Raw genomic sequence first — 16,440 nt, 5'->3', positions numbered from 1 at the left:
AAGAGCGAGGCGGCTGCGCGGAGACGTCTTGAGGCAAAAGGCTTGCGTCTAAAATTGACTGTACCGCACTGTTGCATGAACGACCGCTGGCGGCCTTGAACCGCCTGATGAACAGGAACAAGAACATGCTTGAGATCAAGAACCTGCACGCCCGGATCGCCGAGGACGGCACCGAGATCATTCGCGGCCTGAACCTGACCGTGAAGGCGGGTGAAGTGGCGGCGATCATGGGACCCAACGGATCGGGTAAGTCGACGCTCTCCTATATCCTCTCGGGCCGCGAGGACTATGAGGTCACCGAGGGCGATATTCTTTACAATGGCGAGAGCATTCTGGAGCTTGATGCTTCCGAGCGCGCCGCCAAGGGTATCTTCCTCGCCTTCCAGTATCCGGTCGAAATTCCCGGCGTCGCCACCATGCAGTTTCTGAAGGTGGCAATGAACGAGCAGCGGAAATATCGTGGCGAAAGCGAGCTTTCGACGCCTGACTTCATGCGCCGCGTGAAGGAAGCCGCCGCTGAGCTGAAGATCTCGCCGGAGATGCTGAAGCGTCCGCTCAATGTCGGCTTCTCCGGCGGCGAGAAGAAGCGCGCCGAGGTACTGCAGATGGCCTTGCTGGAGCCGAAGCTCTGCGTCCTCGACGAGACCGACTCCGGTCTGGATATCGATGCGCTGAAGATCGTCGCCGATGGCGTCAATGCGCTGCGCTCGCCCGATCGTGCCGTCATCGTCATCACCCACTATCAGCGCCTGCTCGACTATATCGTGCCGGATACCGTGCATGTTCTTTACAAGGGCCAGGTGATCAAGTCCGGCCCGAAGGAACTGGCGCATGAGCTGGAAGCCAATGGCTATGCCGACATCATCGGCGCGGCGGCCTGAGGAGGCACGCATGACTGCTCATATTCCCGCTCCCATGACGGCGGCCGAAAGCGCGCTGATGGACGCCTATGCCGCTCAGCTCGGCGATTTGCCGGGCGATGGTGCCGTTCTCTCCGCGCGTGATACGCTGCTGTCGGAGCTCAAGGCGGCCGGCCTGCCGACGCGGCGGGTCGAGGCCTGGCACTATACGGATCTGCGGGCGCTGCTACGCACCGTCCCGACCTATGACGCGACCGCCTTTGTCCAGCCTGTCGAACCCCTGACGGCCGGTTCTGCCGTGCTGCGGGTTCTGGGCGGCCATGCCGACGCTTCCGGCGCGCCCGAAGGCCTCGACGTCATCACCTATGCCCAGTCGCTGCTCGACGGCAGCGCAGCGGGCGATCTGGCCGCACGCGGCGATGAGGATGCGATCGGCCGGCTGAACGGCAGTTTCGTACGCGACGGCCTTGAAGTGTCGCTTGCCGAAGACAGCGTTCTCGCTCAACCGCTGGAACTGCAGATCGTCCAGAGCGCCGGGCAAAGCCATTTGCGCTTTCCCTTCACCTTCGGCGCTCGGTCCAAGGCGACGGTCATCGAACGGCACCTGTCGCAGGGCGACACGGCGTCGCTCATCAGCAGCGTCAGCGATCTGATCATCGAGGATGGCGCCGATGTGACCTGGATCCTCGTGCAGGAGCAGGGCGCATCCGACACCCATCTTGGCCAGCTGAATTTCGAGCTCGGCGCGGATGCGCAGTTCCGGCTGTTCGTTATCAATGCAGGCGGCAAGCTGGTGCGCCAGGAAGTGCATGGCGTCGTCAATGGTGAAGGCTCGGACTTCAAGCTGCGCGCCGTCAATCTGATGGGCGGCGAAAGCCATACGGATCTGACCTTTACGCTCGGCCACGACGTGCCGAACACGACTTCGACGGAGATCATCCGCAACGTTGTGTTCGACCGCGCCCGCGGCGTCTTCCAGGGCCAGATCCGTGTGGCACAGGATGCGCAGAAGACCGATGCGAAGATGGCGTGCAACACGCTGCTGCTCTCAGACGATGCCGATTTCTCGGCCAAACCGGAGCTGGAAATCTTCGCCGACGATGTGCAGTGCGGCCATGGGGCGACGGTGATCGACCTCAACCCGACGCATCTCTATTATCTCCAGGCACGCGGCATTCCCGAAAAACGCGCCCGGCAGATGCTGGTCAATGCCTTCGTCGATGAAGTTGTCGAAGAGCTGGAGGACGAGGCTGTCGTGGCCGCGCTCGAAGGCATCATCGAAACCTGGCTGGATCGGCACGCCTGAGACGGCTTTTGATCCCCGGCGGCAGGGCTCTGTCTTTCCGCCGGCGAAGCTGCTCGACGGGGCTTGGAAGGCCGTTTGGCCAACGCCTCTGGTCGCGATCCTGACGGCTCGCTCATGGAGTATCCGCTATGACGATCAATCCGCAGACGCTCGCCCCGGCTTACGATGTCGAGGCTGTCAGGCGCGATTTCCCGATTCTCGCCCGGACCGTGCATGGCAAGCCGCTGGTCTATCTGGACAATGGTGCATCTGCCCAGAAGCCGCAGGCGGTGATCGACGCCGTGACCCATGCCTATGCCAATGAATATGCCAATGTGCATCGCGGCCTGCATTTTCTCTCCAATGCCGCCACGGAATCCTACGAGGCCGCGCGAGAAACCGTACGCCGCTTTCTGAACGCCGAATCGGTCGATGACATCATCTTCACCAAGTCCTCGACCGAGGCGATCAATACGGTCGCCTATGGCTGGGCCATGCCGCATCTTGGCGAGGGCGACGAGATTCTCGTCTCGATCATGGAGCACCATTCCAACATCGTGCCCTGGCATTTTCTGCGCGAGCGCCAAGGGGCGAAGCTGGTCTGGGCGCCCGTCGATGACGAAGGCGCTTTCCACATCGAGGATTTCGAGGCCTGCATCACCGATCGCACGAAGCTGATCGCCATCACCCATATGTCGAATGCGTTGGGCACGGTGGTTCCAGTCAAGGAGATCTGCCGTATTGCCCGGGCGCGGGGCATTCCGGTTCTGGTGGATGGCAGTCAGGGTGCGGTGCATATGCTTGTCGATGTGCGCGACATCGACTGCGACTGGTATGTCATGACCGGCCATAAGCTCTACGGTCCTTCGGGCATCGGCGTGCTCTATGGCAAGCGTGAGCGGCTGATGGACATGCGCCCCTTCCTCGGCGGCGGCGACATGATCCGCGACGTCACGCTCGAGACCGTGACCTACAGCGATCCGCCACACCGCTTCGAAGCCGGGACGCCGCCGATCGTTCAGGCGATCGGCCTTGGCGCGGCCCTGAACTACATGGACGGGCTTGGCCGTGACGCGATTGCCGCCCACGAGGCCGATCTCGCCGCCTATGCCACGGAACGGCTGTCGGCGATCAATGCGCTCCGCCTCATCGGCCGTGCGCCCGGCAAGGGGGCGATCTTCTCCTTTGAGCTCGAGGGCGTGCATGCGCATGACATTTCCACAGTCATCGACCGGGCCGGTGTGGCTGTGCGCGCCGGCACCCATTGCGCCCAGCCGCTCTTGACACGCTTCGGCGTGACATCCACATGCCGGGCATCGTTCGGGCTCTACAACACCCGCGCGGAAGTGGACGCGCTCGCCGATGCGCTGGATATGGCGCGCCGCTTCTTTTCCTGAGGAGGTTTCGATGAGCCTGGATATGACCGACGACACAAAGGAAGAAAAGGTAGATGCACGCGCCAATCTCGTGCATTCGGCCATTCCCGCCGACGAACTCGCCCGTCTCTCCGACGATATCGTTGCGGCGCTGAAGACGGTCTATGACCCGGAAATTCCGGCCGATATTTTCGAGCTGGGCCTGGTCTACAAGATCGACATCGAGGACGACCGCACGGTTAAGATCGCGATGACGCTGACCGCGCCCGGCTGCCCGGTTGCCGGCGAAATGCCGGGCTGGGTGGAAAACGCCGTCAGCGCCGTGGAAGGTGTTTCCGGCGTCGAGGTCAGCATGACGTTTGATCCGCCGTGGACGCCGGACCGCATGTCGGAAGAGGCGCAGGTGGCGATCGGCTGGTATTGATCACCCGTCGAAAGGGCATGTTCCCCGAGGGCGACTGCAGCTGGCTAGTCCATGCATGAAGCGTGGCCGCTTGTCGAGCTAGCAGAATCCGGGAGCTTTCGTCCGGCGTGCGGACCGTAGGGCGGCTGAGGTGCGCTTGATAAGAGGTCTCGCCCAGTCTACATTTACTCTATACATGCAAGGCGCTGGATCTTGACCCCGGCGGCAGGCGAGGACGTGACATCAATGGCTTTTGCAGTCATGAGCATGACGGATGCGGCAGCGAGCCGTGTGCGCGATATTGTGGAAAATGCCGGTGGCGACGCCATGGGCATTCGTGTGTCGATCCGCAAGGGTGGATGCGCAGGCATGGAATATGCCGTGGATCTGGTGACCGAAGCCAGTCCGAAGGATGACCTGGTGGAGCATCAAGGTGCCAAGGTCTATGTGGCGCCGGAGGCTGTGCTCTATCTCCTGGGCACGCGCATGGACTTCGAAACGACGACCCTGCGTTCCGGCTTCACCTTCAACAATCCCAATCAGACATCGGCCTGCGGCTGCGGCGAATCCGTCGAGCTGAAGCCCGCGGATCTCGCGGCACTGGCCGCGCGCGGCGATGCCGTGGTGCGCGCCAGCTGACGGTTGCTTGATACCGCCCGTGCGGGACTGAGTGCGGATCTTGAAACAGCAGCTATGATCGATGCAAGCGTCGAGGCGACGGCGTAAGCAGCGGACAGGCGCGCCTGAAAGCGTTTTGGTCGGGATGCCATGCAGGGTGTTCGACCCAGGTTTTGACGAAGTGCGGGACGTGTCCCGAACTTGATGGCCGGCTCAAGCATGGTGACAATCCCCATAGCACATGTCCACATGTGGACTGCGTGTTTCAAGACGTGTCGCCCTTTCAAACGCTACGCGCCGGTTAATTAACAAGCTCAGGAGGAGAGCGGGTATGAACGGGGCGACGACGACGGCCGCCCATGCGGAAGATGTGGCCACTTCCGGCGAGCTGCTCCAGGCGCTGTTTCACGACAATCCGGACCCAATTCTCGTTGTCGCCCAGACTGGCTATATCTGTTCGGCCAATCCGGCAGCGCTGGAGACCTTTGCCGCACCCTCTCTCAATGGGCTCGCGCTTGCGGATCTCGTGGCTCCGGCGCCTGATGGCGACGAGGTGACACTTTTACGGCGCGATGGTGCGTTGATCATCGCGCGGCAGCGCATCCAGCAGGTCGGCGATGTGGTCGTACATACCTTGCGCGATCTGTCGAAGGCGGCACCCGCCGGTGAGCTGCGCGGTGCGTTCATTCTGTGGACGGCGCTGCAGGCGATTACCGAAGGTATCGTCATCTATGACGAGCATGAGCGCCTCGTCGCTTTCAACGAAGCCTATGTCCGTTTTTGCGGCATCGGCGGCGTTGTGCCGAGACAGGGCCTCAGCGCGCGCGAGATGATGATTGCCTGGCTCGCGTCCGGTGGCGCGCCTGTCGATGCCGACGAGGGGCTGCGCGAGGTCTTGCTCGAACGGCATATTCGTGAGATGCGCGACCCGACCTTGCGGTCGCGCGTCATGCCCTATGCCCATGGGCGCTGGATGCGGGTGGAAAACATCCGCACGCCGAACGGCGAGGTCGTCGGCATTCGGGCCGATGTCACCGAGCAGCGCGAGACCGAGATGGCGCTGGAGCGCCAGCGTTTCGACTACAAGACGCTGATCGAGCATATTCCCGATTTCATCGTGCGCTTCGCGCCGGATGGGACGATCACATTCATCAACGACAATTTTGCCCGCTTCATTGCCCGTGATCCCGAATCCATGCTCGGCCGCCCGGTGCAGGACTATCTGCTGGGGGGCGAGTCCGATCCACTCTGGCAAGCGCTGACCAAGTTGACGCCCGGTGAGCCCATTCGCAAGCATGAAGAGCTTCTCAAGGGCGCCGATGGCCAGGAAGCCTGGATCTTCTGGTCATCGATCGCCGCATTTGCTGACGATCACCTGCTCGAATATGTCGCCATCGGCCGGGATATCAGCGAACTCAAGCTTCAGCAGCAGCGCATCGAAGAGCAGTCGGACGAATTGCAGCGCAAGAACGACGCGCTGGGCCAGTTCACCGGAACCGTTTCGCATGATCTGAAGGCGCCGCTGAGACACGTCTCCATGTTTTCGGAAATGATGTGCGAGGACATCGCGCGGGGCGACTTCGCCTCGGTGCCCGTCTATGCGGACCATCTCCGCCAAGCCGTGCGCCGCATGCGCCGGCTGATCGACAGCCTGCTCGAATATGCGCGTATCGCCGATCGGATCGTCGCGCCCGAGCGCGTGTCTCTGCGCGAGGCGGTGGACGAGGCGCTGGTCAATCTGGCCGAGCCGATCAAGGACGCCAGCGCCATGATCGAAATCGGCGAATTGCCCGAGGTGGTCGGCGATCAGGCGCTCTTGGCACGGCTTTGCCAGAACATCATCGGCAATTCGGTGAAATATCGCCGTCCGGACGTCGTTGCCCGCCTGCGCATCTGGTCTCAGCCGGGGCCGGCAGGGCAGGTGCGGCTGATTTTCGAGGACAATGGCATTGGCATCGATCCGCGCTACGCCCACAAGATCTTCGAGGTCTTTCACCGGCTGCACCGTGACGAGAGCCTCTATCCCGGCACCGGCATCGGTTTGGCGCTCGCGCAACGCGTGGCCGAAAGCCATCGCGGCATCATCGAACTCGATGCGACCTATACCGACGGCGCCCGCTTCGTCGTCACGCTGCCCGGATTGAGCTCGCTGGCGAAAAAAGACGCGGCGACCAAGAGCTTGGCTTGACGATACGAAAAGCGTTAGCGACGGGCGGACAAGCGTGCATCTGCTCCACCCTGGTATGCGGCGCCCCGCTTTACACATCAAATAGGCCGCCGAACCCTCGACGGCCTATGTTTCAGGTGCGATGCCGCCGTCTTATTCCGCGGCCTCGGCATAGGCCTCGAGCGGCAGGCAGGTGCAGATGAGGTTGCGGTCACCATAGACATTGTCGACGCGGTTGACGGGCGACCAGTATTTGTCCACCCGGAAGGCGCCCGGCGGATAGCAGGCCTGCTCGCGCGAATAGGGACGATCCCATTCGCCGACCAGATCCTCCACCGTATGCGGCGCGTTCTTTAGGGGATTGTTGGCCTTGTCCATCCGCCCCTCCTCGATCGCACGGGCTTCCTCGCGGATCGCCAGCATGGCGGTGCAGAAGCGGTCGATCTCGGCCTTGGTTTCCGATTCCGTCGGCTCGACCATCAGCGTCCCTGCCACCGGCCAGCTCATGGTCGGCGCATGGAAGCCGCAATCGATCAGGCGCTTGGCAATATCGTCGACGCTGACGCCGGCACTCTGGGCGAGCGGGCGGGTGTCGAGGATGCACTCATGCGCGACGCGGCCCTTGGCTGAGGCATAGAGGGTGTCAAAGGCGCCCTTCAGCCGGGCGGCAATATAGTTGGCGTTGAGGATCGCAACCTTGGTCGCCTGGGTCAGGCCTTCGCCGCCCATCATCAGGCAATAGGCCCACGAGATCGGCAAGATCGAAGCCGAGCCGAAAGGCGCGGCCGAGACCGCGCCTGCCGTGGTCGAATTCGCCTGCTCCGGATGGCCCGGTAGATAGGGCGCGAGGTGTGCCTTGACACCGATGGGCCCCATGCCCGGTCCGCCGCCGCCATGCGGAATGCAGAAGGTCTTGTGCAGGTTGAGATGGCTGACATCGGAGCCGATATCGCCTGGACGGGAGAGGCCGACCATGGCATTCATATTGGCGCCGTCGAGATAGACCTGCCCGCCATGGGCATGGACGATCTCGCAGACCTCGCGCACATTCTCTTCGAACACGCCATGTGTCGAGGGATAGGTGATCATGCAGCAGGAGAGGTTGGCGGCATGGGCTTCGGCCTTGGCGCGAAAATCCTCCATGTCGATATCGCCATTCTCGCGCACCTTGACCACCACCACCCTCATGCCGACCATCTGGGCCGAAGCGGGGTTGGTCCCATGGGCCGAGGTTGGGATCAGGCAGACATCGCGATGGTGCTCGCCGCGGGCCTGATGATAGGCGCGGATCGTCAGGAGACCGGCATATTCCCCTTGCGCACCGGAGTTCGGCTGCATGGAAATCGCGTCATAGCCGGTGATCTGGCAGAGCTTCGCCGAGAGATCCTCGATCATCACCCGATAGCCTTCGGCCTGGTCGGCCGGGGCGAAGGGGTGGATTTCGGCGAATTCCGGCCAGGTGATCGGCAGCATCTCGGCCGTGGCGTTAAGCTTCATCGTGCAGGAGCCGAGCGGGATCATCGCCCGGTCGAGCGCGAGGTCACGATCCGAGAGCCGGCGGATGTAGCGCGTCATTTCGCTTTCCGCCCGGTTCATGTGGAAGATCGGATGGGTGAGATAGTCGCTCTTGCGCAGGAGATCGGCCGGCAGGCGATGATCCTGCTCGCCGACCTCGATCAGCGCGCCGTCACCGCCGAAAGCGCGCAGCACGGAAGCGATGGTGGCCGGGCGCGAGCGCTCGTCCAGGCTGATGCCGATCCTGTTATCGCCGACCTTGCGCAGGTTGATGCCCTCGGCCAGCGCCGCCTTGAGAATCACACCCTGGAAGCGACCGACCTCGACGGTGATTGTGTCGAAGAAGCTATCAGGCGCGACGGTATAGCCGAGCGCTTCCAAACCCTTGGCAAGCTGCACCGCCTTGAGATGCACGCGCTGGGCAATCGCCTTCAGACCCTTGGGGCCATGGAAGACGGCATACATCGAGGCCATGACGGCCAGCAGCACCTGCGCGGTGCAGATGTTGGAGGTCGCCTTTTCCCGGCGGATGTGCTGCTCGCGCGTCTGCAGCGCCAGGCGGAAGGCGCGATTGCCGCGTGAATCCACCGATACGCCAACGAGGCGGCCGGGCATGGAACGCTTATGCGCATCCTTGACCGACATGAAGGCCGCATGCGGCCCTCCATAGCCGACCGGCACGCCAAAGCGCTGGGCCGAGCCGATAGCGATATCGGCGCCCATTTCGCCTGGCGATTTCAATAGGGTGAGAGCCAGGAGATCGGTGGCGACGGCCAGGATGCCGCCGGTCTGGCGCAGGCGTGCGGCGAGGCCGGAGAAATCGCTGACATGACCATGGGTGCCGGGATATTGAACCAAAGCACCGAAAACCTCGGTCGGGTCGAGATCGGCGAAGGGATCACCGATGACGAGGCTCCAGCCCAGCGGCTCGGCGCGGGTCTGCAGAAGCGCAATGGTCTGCGGATGGCAGTTGGCGTCGACGAAGAAGGCGGTCGCCTTGTTCTTGGCCACGCGCTGGCAGAGCGCCATGGCTTCGGCCGCTGCCGTCGCTTCATCGAGCAACGAGGCATTGGCGATGTCGAGGCCGGTCAAGTCGCAGACCATGGTCTGGTAATTCAGCAGCGCTTCCAACCGGCCCTGGCTGATTTCGGGCTGGTACGGCGTATAGGCGGTGTACCAGGCCGGGTTTTCCAGGATGGTGCGCTGGATCACCGGCGGTGTGATCGTGCCGTAATAGCCCTGGCCGATCAGCGAGACGAAGGGCTTGTTGAGATTGGCCGTGGCGCGCAGCTTGTCCAGCGCCTGGCGCTCGGTCATCGGCGCGCCGAAGGAAAGCGGCGTCTTCTGGCGGATGCCCACGGGCACCGTGTCATCGATCAGCGCGTCGAGGGTTGGATAGCCGACGACCTTCAGCATCTCGGCCATTTCCTCGGGCGAGGGGCCGATATGGCGGCGATTGGCGAAGTCGTAGGGCTCGTAGTCGGTAAAGCGGAAATCCTCGCTCATCAGGCGATCAGCTCCTTATAGGCTGCTTCGTCCAGCAGCGCGTTGGCGGAGGAGGGATCGGAGAGCTTCAGCTTGAAGAACCATCCGGCGCCTTCCGGATCGCTGTTCACAAGCGCCGGATCGTCGACGATCGCCTGGTTGATGCCGACGATCTCGCCATCCAGCGGACAATAGACGTCAGATGCTGCCTTGACCGATTCGACCGTGGCGGCACTGGCGCCCTTGTCGAAGCTGGTGCCTTCCTCCGGCAGCTCGACGAAGACGAGATCGCCGAGCTGGTCGGCGGCATGGCGGGTGATGCCGACGGTGGCGACATCGCCTTCGATCTTCAGCCACTCGTGCTCTTCGGTGAATTTCAGCATGGATCGGTTCCTTGTGCGGTGGAGGCCTGCGTCACAGTGCGATCGCGGCGTCCAGGTTTATCGTCAGGGACATGAAGCTTTGGCCGTGCGGTCGGTTCCCGCACGGCGGATCACGGATCAGCGCTTGAAGGTCGGCGTCACGAAGGGAAGGGTCGCAACCGTCACCGGCAGCCGCTTGCCACGCAGCTCGGCAAAAAGCTGTGTGCCAGCCTTGGCTTGACCTGCCGCCACATAGCCCATGGCCACCGGACGCTCGGTGCTGGGGCCAAATCCGCCCGAGCTGACGGTGCCGACGGGCTCCTGGGACGTTTCGCTGGCAAAGAGCGAGACGCCCGAGCGCACCGGCGCCTTGCCCTCCGGCGCCAGGCCGACGCGAAGGCGGCTCGGGCCGCTCTCCAGCGCCGCGAAGACCACATCGGCGCCTGGAAAACCGCCAGCGCGCGCTCCACCCGGCTTGCGAGCCTTGCCAAGCGCCCAGGTGAGCGCCGCTTCGACAGGATTGGTGGTGGGATCGATGTCGTTGCCGTGCAGGCAGAGACCTGCCTCCAGACGCAGCGAGTCACGCGCGCCGAGGCCAATGGGCAGGACATCGGGATGTTCGAGCAGGCGTTTGGCCAGATCCTCGGCGGAGGCTGCCGGAACCGAGATCTCGAAGCCGTCCTCGCCGGTATAACCGGAGCGGGAGATCAGGCAGTCGATATCATGAAGGCTGGCTTCGGCCACATCCATGAAGCGCATGGCGGTGACATCGGCCCAGAGTTCGGCCAGCACCGCCTCTGCGCGCGGACCCTGAAGCGCAATCAGCGCTCGGTCGTCCAGCATCTCCACCGAACAGCTTTGCGAGAGAGCTGCCTGCAGATGGGCGAAATCGGCGTCCTTGTTGGCGGCATTGACGACGAGGAAGAGATGATCGCCGCGATTGACGACCATGAGATCGTCGCGAATGCCGCCTGCGTCATTGGTGAACAGCGCATAGCGCTGGCGACCGACGCTGAGGCCGAGCATATCGGCCGGCACGAGCGTTTCCAAGGCGGCCGCAGCGTCCTCGACCTTGCCGCTCTTCGGCACGATGCGGATCTGCCCCATATGCGACACATCGAACAGGCCCGAGGCCGCGCGGGTGTGCAGATGTTCCTTGAGCACGCCGGCCGGATATTGGACCGGCATTTCATAGCCGGCAAAAGGCACCATGCGGGCGCCCAGCGCGCGGTGCAGCGCGGCAAGGGGTGTCTGTTTCAGGCTGGCGTGATCGTCCACATCCGGTCTCCAGGTCTGGCGCCTGGACAATCCACGCGCCGGCTCAACGATGCGGCGCGCGCAGGCGCCGTCTGGTTCGAGCCCCCTCTGTCCCTTTTGCCTGAGATTGTTATCCCTTCGGCGAGCGACGTTTCCGTCGCTTCTCTCCAGATTGTACCGGCCTGCGCTGGTCCTTGGGCCTGAGAGTTTCCGGGGCGGTTGCTCCTTCGGCACCGGCGTCCCGATCATTCATCGAGGCTCCGGATTCTCCCAACGCGGTCGCCTCCCAATAAAGAGGATATCTGCCGCTTGGCAAGAGGGTGGTGTCGTGAACGGACAGAAATTCGTCGCAGCCTCGTGCGGAAGGGAGGCGGGCATGGGTACCAATCCCAAAGCAGGGGATCATGGATTGGCGAAAACCGAACAGCGCTGCTGACCGGAATCGACACCGGGTGCTGGACGCGCCGTCCCAGTCGTACCCCCATCGGCGCATCTACATGCGCTACTGGAAACGTGCGCAACAGTCAGGCTGCGGCGTCGTCTTCGCTTTCGTCTTGCGCGGCATCGTCATCCGTGGCCGCGTCGGCGTCCGCGCCCGGTTCGTCTTCCATCATCTCGGCATAGCGGTGCAGAACCCGGGCATAGGTCTCTTGCTGAAGCTGCCAGCCGCGCTCCATCAACGCAAGGGAAAGGCCGGTATTGCTGGCGCTTGCCTCGGCGATCGCGGGCTGCACCTTCTTTCCCGGCGGTTTGACCTGAAGCAGCGTGATCGCTTCGTCAGACGGCTGGTCGCCAGCCATCCGCGCCTTCGGCTTGACCGCCTCGGCTGCAAAGGCGGCGGTGCTCGCCGAAATGGTGACAATTTGGGTCATGGCATCGGGTCCTGCCCTCTCGCTGGCGACCCTCTTGAAAAAAGATGATCGGGAGGGCCATATCCCTCATATTAGCGATGAAAGCTCACTAAGGACCGAAGATGAAACGCGGCAATTGATGAGAATTTTATCGATATGCTTGCCACGCCCAATATTGCGTCGCTGACAGGCTTTTTTCATTTGGCAACGTCGGAATTTATGATCGATGACGGTGGATCTTTTCAGGAACCGCTTCGTTGAAGCGCGGAATTTTTCTTCTTTGTCAGAGAATTACCAGGCAGACATTTTTGCTGCGCAGCCTTAGCGCTTCGGCGATCCGACGCCACGTCAGTGCCATCAGAATATCAGAATAAAAAAATCTAGTGGACTTCCGCACCGACCCCGACAGGGATGTCGAAATGCCTGCCGGCGGGTGTCGCGGCAATTTCCGTGCGCAATCTGGGCAAGGCGCCGGGATAGGTTTTGCGGATGAACTCGATCATCTTCTCGCGCATCTCGCAGCGAAGATCGAAGGCGGCACCGGAATTGGCTGCCGAGCAGAGAATGCGGATCTCCATCGTGCCTTCCTTGAGATCGGTGACCGCGACATTGATCACGCTCTTGTCCCAGAGCGACGAGGCAGCGGCAATCTCCTCCGCCTTGCGCCGGATGGCATCCACGGGCACGTCATAGTCGAGGTAGAGCATCACGGTGCCGATCAGCGAGGCCGTCTCGCGCGTCCAGTTCTGGAACGGCTTTTCGATGAAATAGCTCAAGGGCAGCACCAGACGGCGCCAGTCCCATATCTTCACGACGACATAGGTGGAGGTGATCTCCTCCACCTTGCCCCATTCGCCTTCCACCAGCAGCGCGTCGTCGATCCGGATCGGCTGGGTAATGGCAAGCTGGATGCCGGCGAGGAGGTTTTTCAACACCGGCTGCAAGGCGAGGCCCAGCACGATGCCAGCAACCCCGGCCGAGGCCAGAAGGCTGACGCCATATTGCTGCACGGCCGGAAAGGTCATCAACGCCGCGGCAATGCCGATCACCACGATCATGAAGCCGGCAATCCGCTCCATGATCCGCGATTGCGTCACATGCTTGCGCGCCAGCAGGTTGTCTTCGGCATCGAGCTTGTAGCGGCGCACATAGACGATCGTCCAGATATGCAGCGCCGTCTTGGCCATCCAGGCGACCACGGCGATGAAGGCGATCAGCAGAGCATGGCGAATGACACTGGCCTGATCATAGCTGAGCGGCGCCAGTGTCACGGCCGATGTCAGCGCCATCACCAGGATCAGCAGCCGCGCCGGCCTCTCCGTGCGCTGGACCAGCGACCGCCAAAAGAGATCGCGTTCGGCCACCAGCCGCGTCAGCACCCGGTACGTGGCCTTGTGAATGAAGAGGCCGAGCCCGAAGAAGAGGGCGAGGATGACGAGGCTGAACACCCAGCTGGGCACCCAGTTCAGTTCCGTTTCGATCAGGGTCAGGATCTCGCGCATGCACAAAAGGCTAGGGTGCGCTGCGGCAAAGAAAAGGGTGCTCTCAGGTTTTTAGAGCGTCTGCCGTTCTGGAATGTGCGGATCCGATCCTTGAACCTCACCTATGGCGCAGACCCGTCTTCAAGCGTGCCCCAGACCGGATCCCAGGACACGCCTTCGACCAGTTCCACTTCGATAGGCATGCCCTCGGCATGGCTGCGTGCGAGAACAAAGGCCGCTTCCGGCCCCATCTCTTCCCCGGGAAAAACCGTGTCGTCATCGGCTCTGACGGCGGTCTTGCGGACATAGCCGCGCACCGTGCCGCCTGTCGGGTAAAGCTTGACCACGAGGCTACCCGGCGTCCTGCGTCTCGGAGAAAACGTGCGAAAGGCGGTCATCAATGTGTGCTCCCTCGGGTGATGCGTGCGCCCGAACCATCGTCACGCCGTGGGGGTTCCCGCACCTCGGAAATCCTTGCGCCATCTCGCGATGGTAAGAAAAGATTAAGCCTGTCGGCGCATCAAACGAGCTGATCGCCTCGCCTGCGGGGCTGATCGACACAACTCCGCCGCGATCCTGCCGTCAAAGAGGCCGCATGCTCCGCTTCGTTTCCTTCTCTTTATGTCGTGCTGCGCCATCGCGCGCGCCCGATGCTTCTTGGCTTGGTGGCCTTGCGCCCGCCCTTCGCCGCGCCACGCTGATCGCGGCCGTCGGCGCTGCTCTGTCCGGTTGCCTGGCGCTCGACGATGTCGCCCAGACGCCGCAGCTGTCGAGCACGATCAAGAGCGAGATGGCCCGCAAGGGCACCACGCCGGAAAGTCCGGTTCTCGTTCGCATCTTCAAGCAGGAGAGCGAACTGGAAATCTGGAAGGCGGACAAATCGGGCAATTTCGCCCTGTTCAAGACCTATCCCATGTGCCGCTGGTCGGGAAAGCTCGGCCCGAAAACCAAAATCGGTGATCGCCAGGCGCCGGAGGGATTCTATGCGGTGTCGGCAAGCCAGCTGAACCCGAAATCGCAATATTACGTTTCTTTCAATCTCGGCTATCCGAACAGGCTCGAGCAGGCGCTCGGCTATACTGGCGAGGCGCTGATGGTGCATGGCGCCTGCTCTTCCTCGGGCTGCTATGCGATGACCGACAAGGGCATCGGCGAAATCTACGCCATCGTCGCCAAGGCGCTGGACAGTGGCCAGCCGAGCTTCCAGGTCCAAGCTTACCCCTTTCGCATGACCGCACAGAACATGGCAGCCCACAAGGGCGACCCCAACATGCCCTTCTGGCGGACGCTGAAGGAAGGCTATGACGCCTTCACTATCACCCGCAGGCCGCCCAAGGTTTCGGCCTGCGGCGGGCGCTACGTCTTCAATCGGAACTTCACCGCCGGGGAGCCCGATAGCCCCGTTGCATCCTGCCCGCCTTCGACGGACATGCTGGATGCTACGCTTTCGGCCAGGCTTCAAACAGAGGAGAGCAAGGTCGATGCCGCGCTCGCCGCTGATCTGCCTGCCTCATCGACCATGAGTGCCTATGTCGACGGCGGCATGCATAAGAGCTTCCGCGCCATTCTCCAGCAGGCCGGCCCTAAGACCATGGCCGCCAAGGTTTCGGGCACGAAATATCCGGTCAGCCGGCCGGAAGCGGCGCTGGCGGACCCCTTCGGCCAATAATACCCAGTCTCGCTGACAGGAGCCCATAGAACCGTCTTCCCGTCGTTTCCGGCGAGGAGAGGTCCGAAGAGCGATGCTGTTGCATCGGTCGAGGGCATCGGCAGCGCGACGTTCGGTCGCGTCGGGGTGATTTTGCCCGCTTTTCGCGGCATAGTCCCTCGCCAAAGGGCCGAGCGTCGCTCAAAGGTGATTGGCACGGCGCCTTGCCTGTCCTTAAACCTTCAGCGGGAGGCGGCACAGAGTCTGCCGCCGCCTGAGCCGCGCAGGATCCACCCGCCGAAAGTTCATGTCCGATGGCCGATTTTTCTCTCTGGACCGCGATCGTTGCGGGCGCCCTGTCCTTCCTCTCGCCCTGCGTGTTGCCATTGGTGCCGCCCTATCTGTGCTATATGGCCGGGATCACCGTGGAAGAGTTTCGCGGGCGGGGCGATGCGCGGGCTGCTCTGCACGCGGTGGCGGGGCAGGGATATGCGCAGCCACGACTGACTGCTGCCGGCTCCAACCTTGCCGCGCGCAAGGCCGTGCTTCTGGCGGCACTTTGCTTCACGCTGGGCTTTTCCACCGTCTTCGTCGCACTCGGCGCCGGCGCTTCGTCGGTCGGCATGCTGCTGCGCCAGCATATCGATCTGCTCGCCCAGCTCGGCGGCCTGGTGATCATCGCCATGGGGTTGAATTTTCTCGGTGTGCTGCGCATCGGCCTGCTCTCACGCGAGGCGCGCTTTCAAGGCTCTGGCCGGCCGGCGACCCTGTCCGGCGCCTATCTGATGGGGCTCGCTTTCGCCTTCGGCTGGACGCCCTGCATCGGGCCGGTGCTCGGCACCATCCTGGCTGTGGCGGCGGTGCGGGATACGGTCGGCAGCGGCGCGCTTCTGCTCGGCTTCTATTCCCTGGGGCTCGCCATCCCCTTCCTGATCGCCGCCGGCTTTTCCGGCGCCTTCATGCGCTTCCTGGCGCGGTTCCGGCGCCATCTGGGTCTGGTGGAGCGCATCATCGGCGCGCTTCTCGTGCTCGCCGGCCTCGCTTTCGTCTTCGGCTGGGTCAGCCTCGCTGCCATCTGGTTCCAGGAGACCTTCCCGGTACTCACCCGCATTGGCTGACCCGTATCGCGATG

The 16,440-nt window shown here is 62.8% G+C and carries 14 protein-coding genes and 1 riboswitch; of the genes, 8 read left to right on the top strand and 6 right to left on the bottom strand.

The annotated features are described in order from the left end of the window. Positions 1-125 precede the first annotated feature (125 nt). The 6 genes from sufC to BMX61_RS03510 all read left to right on the top strand — a co-directional run bounded on the left by sufC (position 126) and on the right by BMX61_RS03510 (position 6,730). Positions 126-881: a Fe-S cluster assembly ATPase SufC gene (gene sufC, locus BMX61_RS03535; RefSeq protein WP_075627860.1), complete on the top strand. Its 756-nt coding sequence runs from the start codon at positions 126-128 to the stop codon at positions 879-881. 10 nt (positions 882-891) lie between these two features. Continuing rightward, positions 892-2,166, top strand: coding sequence for a Fe-S cluster assembly protein SufD (sufD, locus tag BMX61_RS03530; protein WP_075627556.1), 1,275 nt, complete (start codon positions 892-894; stop codon positions 2,164-2,166). A 128-nt stretch (positions 2,167-2,294) separates the two neighbouring features. Continuing rightward, positions 2,295-3,542 carry a cysteine desulfurase gene (locus BMX61_RS03525; protein ID WP_075627557.1) on the top strand — a complete coding sequence of 416 codons (1,248 nt, stop codon included), beginning with the start codon at positions 2,295-2,297 and terminating at the stop codon, positions 3,540-3,542. A gap of 22 nt (positions 3,543-3,564) precedes the next feature. Continuing rightward, positions 3,565-3,945 carry an SUF system Fe-S cluster assembly protein gene (locus BMX61_RS03520; RefSeq protein ID WP_075627861.1) on the top strand — a complete coding sequence of 127 codons (381 nt, stop codon included), beginning with the start codon at positions 3,565-3,567 and terminating at the stop codon, positions 3,943-3,945. Positions 3,946-4,170: 225 nt separating this feature from the next. Then, on the top strand, positions 4,171-4,563 hold the full coding sequence (gene sufA, locus BMX61_RS03515) for a Fe-S cluster assembly scaffold SufA (protein WP_075627558.1): 393 nt from the start codon (positions 4,171-4,173) through the stop codon (positions 4,561-4,563). 310 nt (positions 4,564-4,873) lie between these two features. Further along, positions 4,874-6,730, top strand: coding sequence for an ATP-binding protein (locus BMX61_RS03510; RefSeq protein ID WP_075627559.1), 1,857 nt, complete (start codon positions 4,874-4,876; stop codon positions 6,728-6,730). Positions 6,731-6,862: 132 nt separating this feature from the next. On the opposite strand, the gene gcvP is transcribed toward BMX61_RS03510, so the two are convergent. From gcvP to BMX61_RS03480, 6 genes are all read right to left on the bottom strand, one after another. Next, on the bottom strand, positions 6,863-9,730 hold the full coding sequence (gene gcvP / locus BMX61_RS03505; RefSeq protein WP_075627560.1) for an aminomethyl-transferring glycine dehydrogenase: 2,868 nt from the start codon (positions 9,728-9,730) through the stop codon (positions 6,863-6,865). Then, positions 9,730-10,092 (bottom strand): glycine cleavage system protein GcvH, encoded by a 363-nt coding sequence (gene gcvH / locus BMX61_RS03500; RefSeq protein ID WP_075627561.1) that lies wholly within the window; start codon positions 10,090-10,092, stop codon positions 9,730-9,732. The genes gcvP and gcvH overlap by 1 nt, the downstream gene beginning before the upstream one ends. A 117-nt stretch (positions 10,093-10,209) precedes the next feature. Continuing rightward, on the bottom strand, positions 10,210-11,349 hold the full coding sequence (gcvT, locus tag BMX61_RS03495; RefSeq protein ID WP_075627562.1) for a glycine cleavage system aminomethyltransferase GcvT: 1,140 nt from the start codon (positions 11,347-11,349) through the stop codon (positions 10,210-10,212). Between the two features lie 157 nt (positions 11,350-11,506). Beyond that, positions 11,507-11,611: riboswitch (glycine riboswitch) on the bottom strand. A 241-nt stretch (positions 11,612-11,852) separates the two neighbouring features. Next, a complete protein-coding gene (locus BMX61_RS03490; RefSeq protein WP_075627563.1) occupies positions 11,853-12,200 on the bottom strand; it encodes a hypothetical protein in 348 nt (115 codons plus the stop codon). Between the two features lie 359 nt (positions 12,201-12,559). Next, the gene (locus BMX61_RS03485) at positions 12,560-13,681 is read right to left on the bottom strand and encodes a mechanosensitive ion channel family protein (RefSeq protein WP_075627564.1); all 1,122 of its coding nucleotides are present in this window, start codon (positions 13,679-13,681) and stop codon (positions 12,560-12,562) included. 101 nt (positions 13,682-13,782) lie between these two features. Beyond that, the gene (locus tag BMX61_RS03480) at positions 13,783-14,058 is read right to left on the bottom strand and encodes a M14 family metallopeptidase (RefSeq protein ID WP_075627565.1); all 276 of its coding nucleotides are present in this window, start codon (positions 14,056-14,058) and stop codon (positions 13,783-13,785) included. A 197-nt stretch (positions 14,059-14,255) separates the two neighbouring features. Here BMX61_RS03480 and BMX61_RS03475 point away from each other — a divergent pair, with 197 nt between their 5' ends. Then, positions 14,256-15,329 (top strand): L,D-transpeptidase family protein, encoded by a 1,074-nt coding sequence (locus BMX61_RS03475; protein ID WP_234794583.1) that lies wholly within the window; start codon positions 14,256-14,258, stop codon positions 15,327-15,329. 293 nt (positions 15,330-15,622) lie between these two features. Further along, positions 15,623-16,426, top strand: coding sequence for a cytochrome c biogenesis CcdA family protein (locus tag BMX61_RS03470; protein WP_075627566.1), 804 nt, complete (start codon positions 15,623-15,625; stop codon positions 16,424-16,426). Positions 16,427-16,440: the final 14 nt, after the last annotated feature.

The organism is Xaviernesmea oryzae, assembly GCF_900109605.1.
Lineage (GTDB): Bacteria > Pseudomonadota > Alphaproteobacteria > Rhizobiales > Rhizobiaceae > Xaviernesmea > Xaviernesmea oryzae.
The sequence above is the reverse complement of the archived record's forward strand: the minus strand, read 5'-3'. Positions and strand labels throughout refer to the sequence as shown.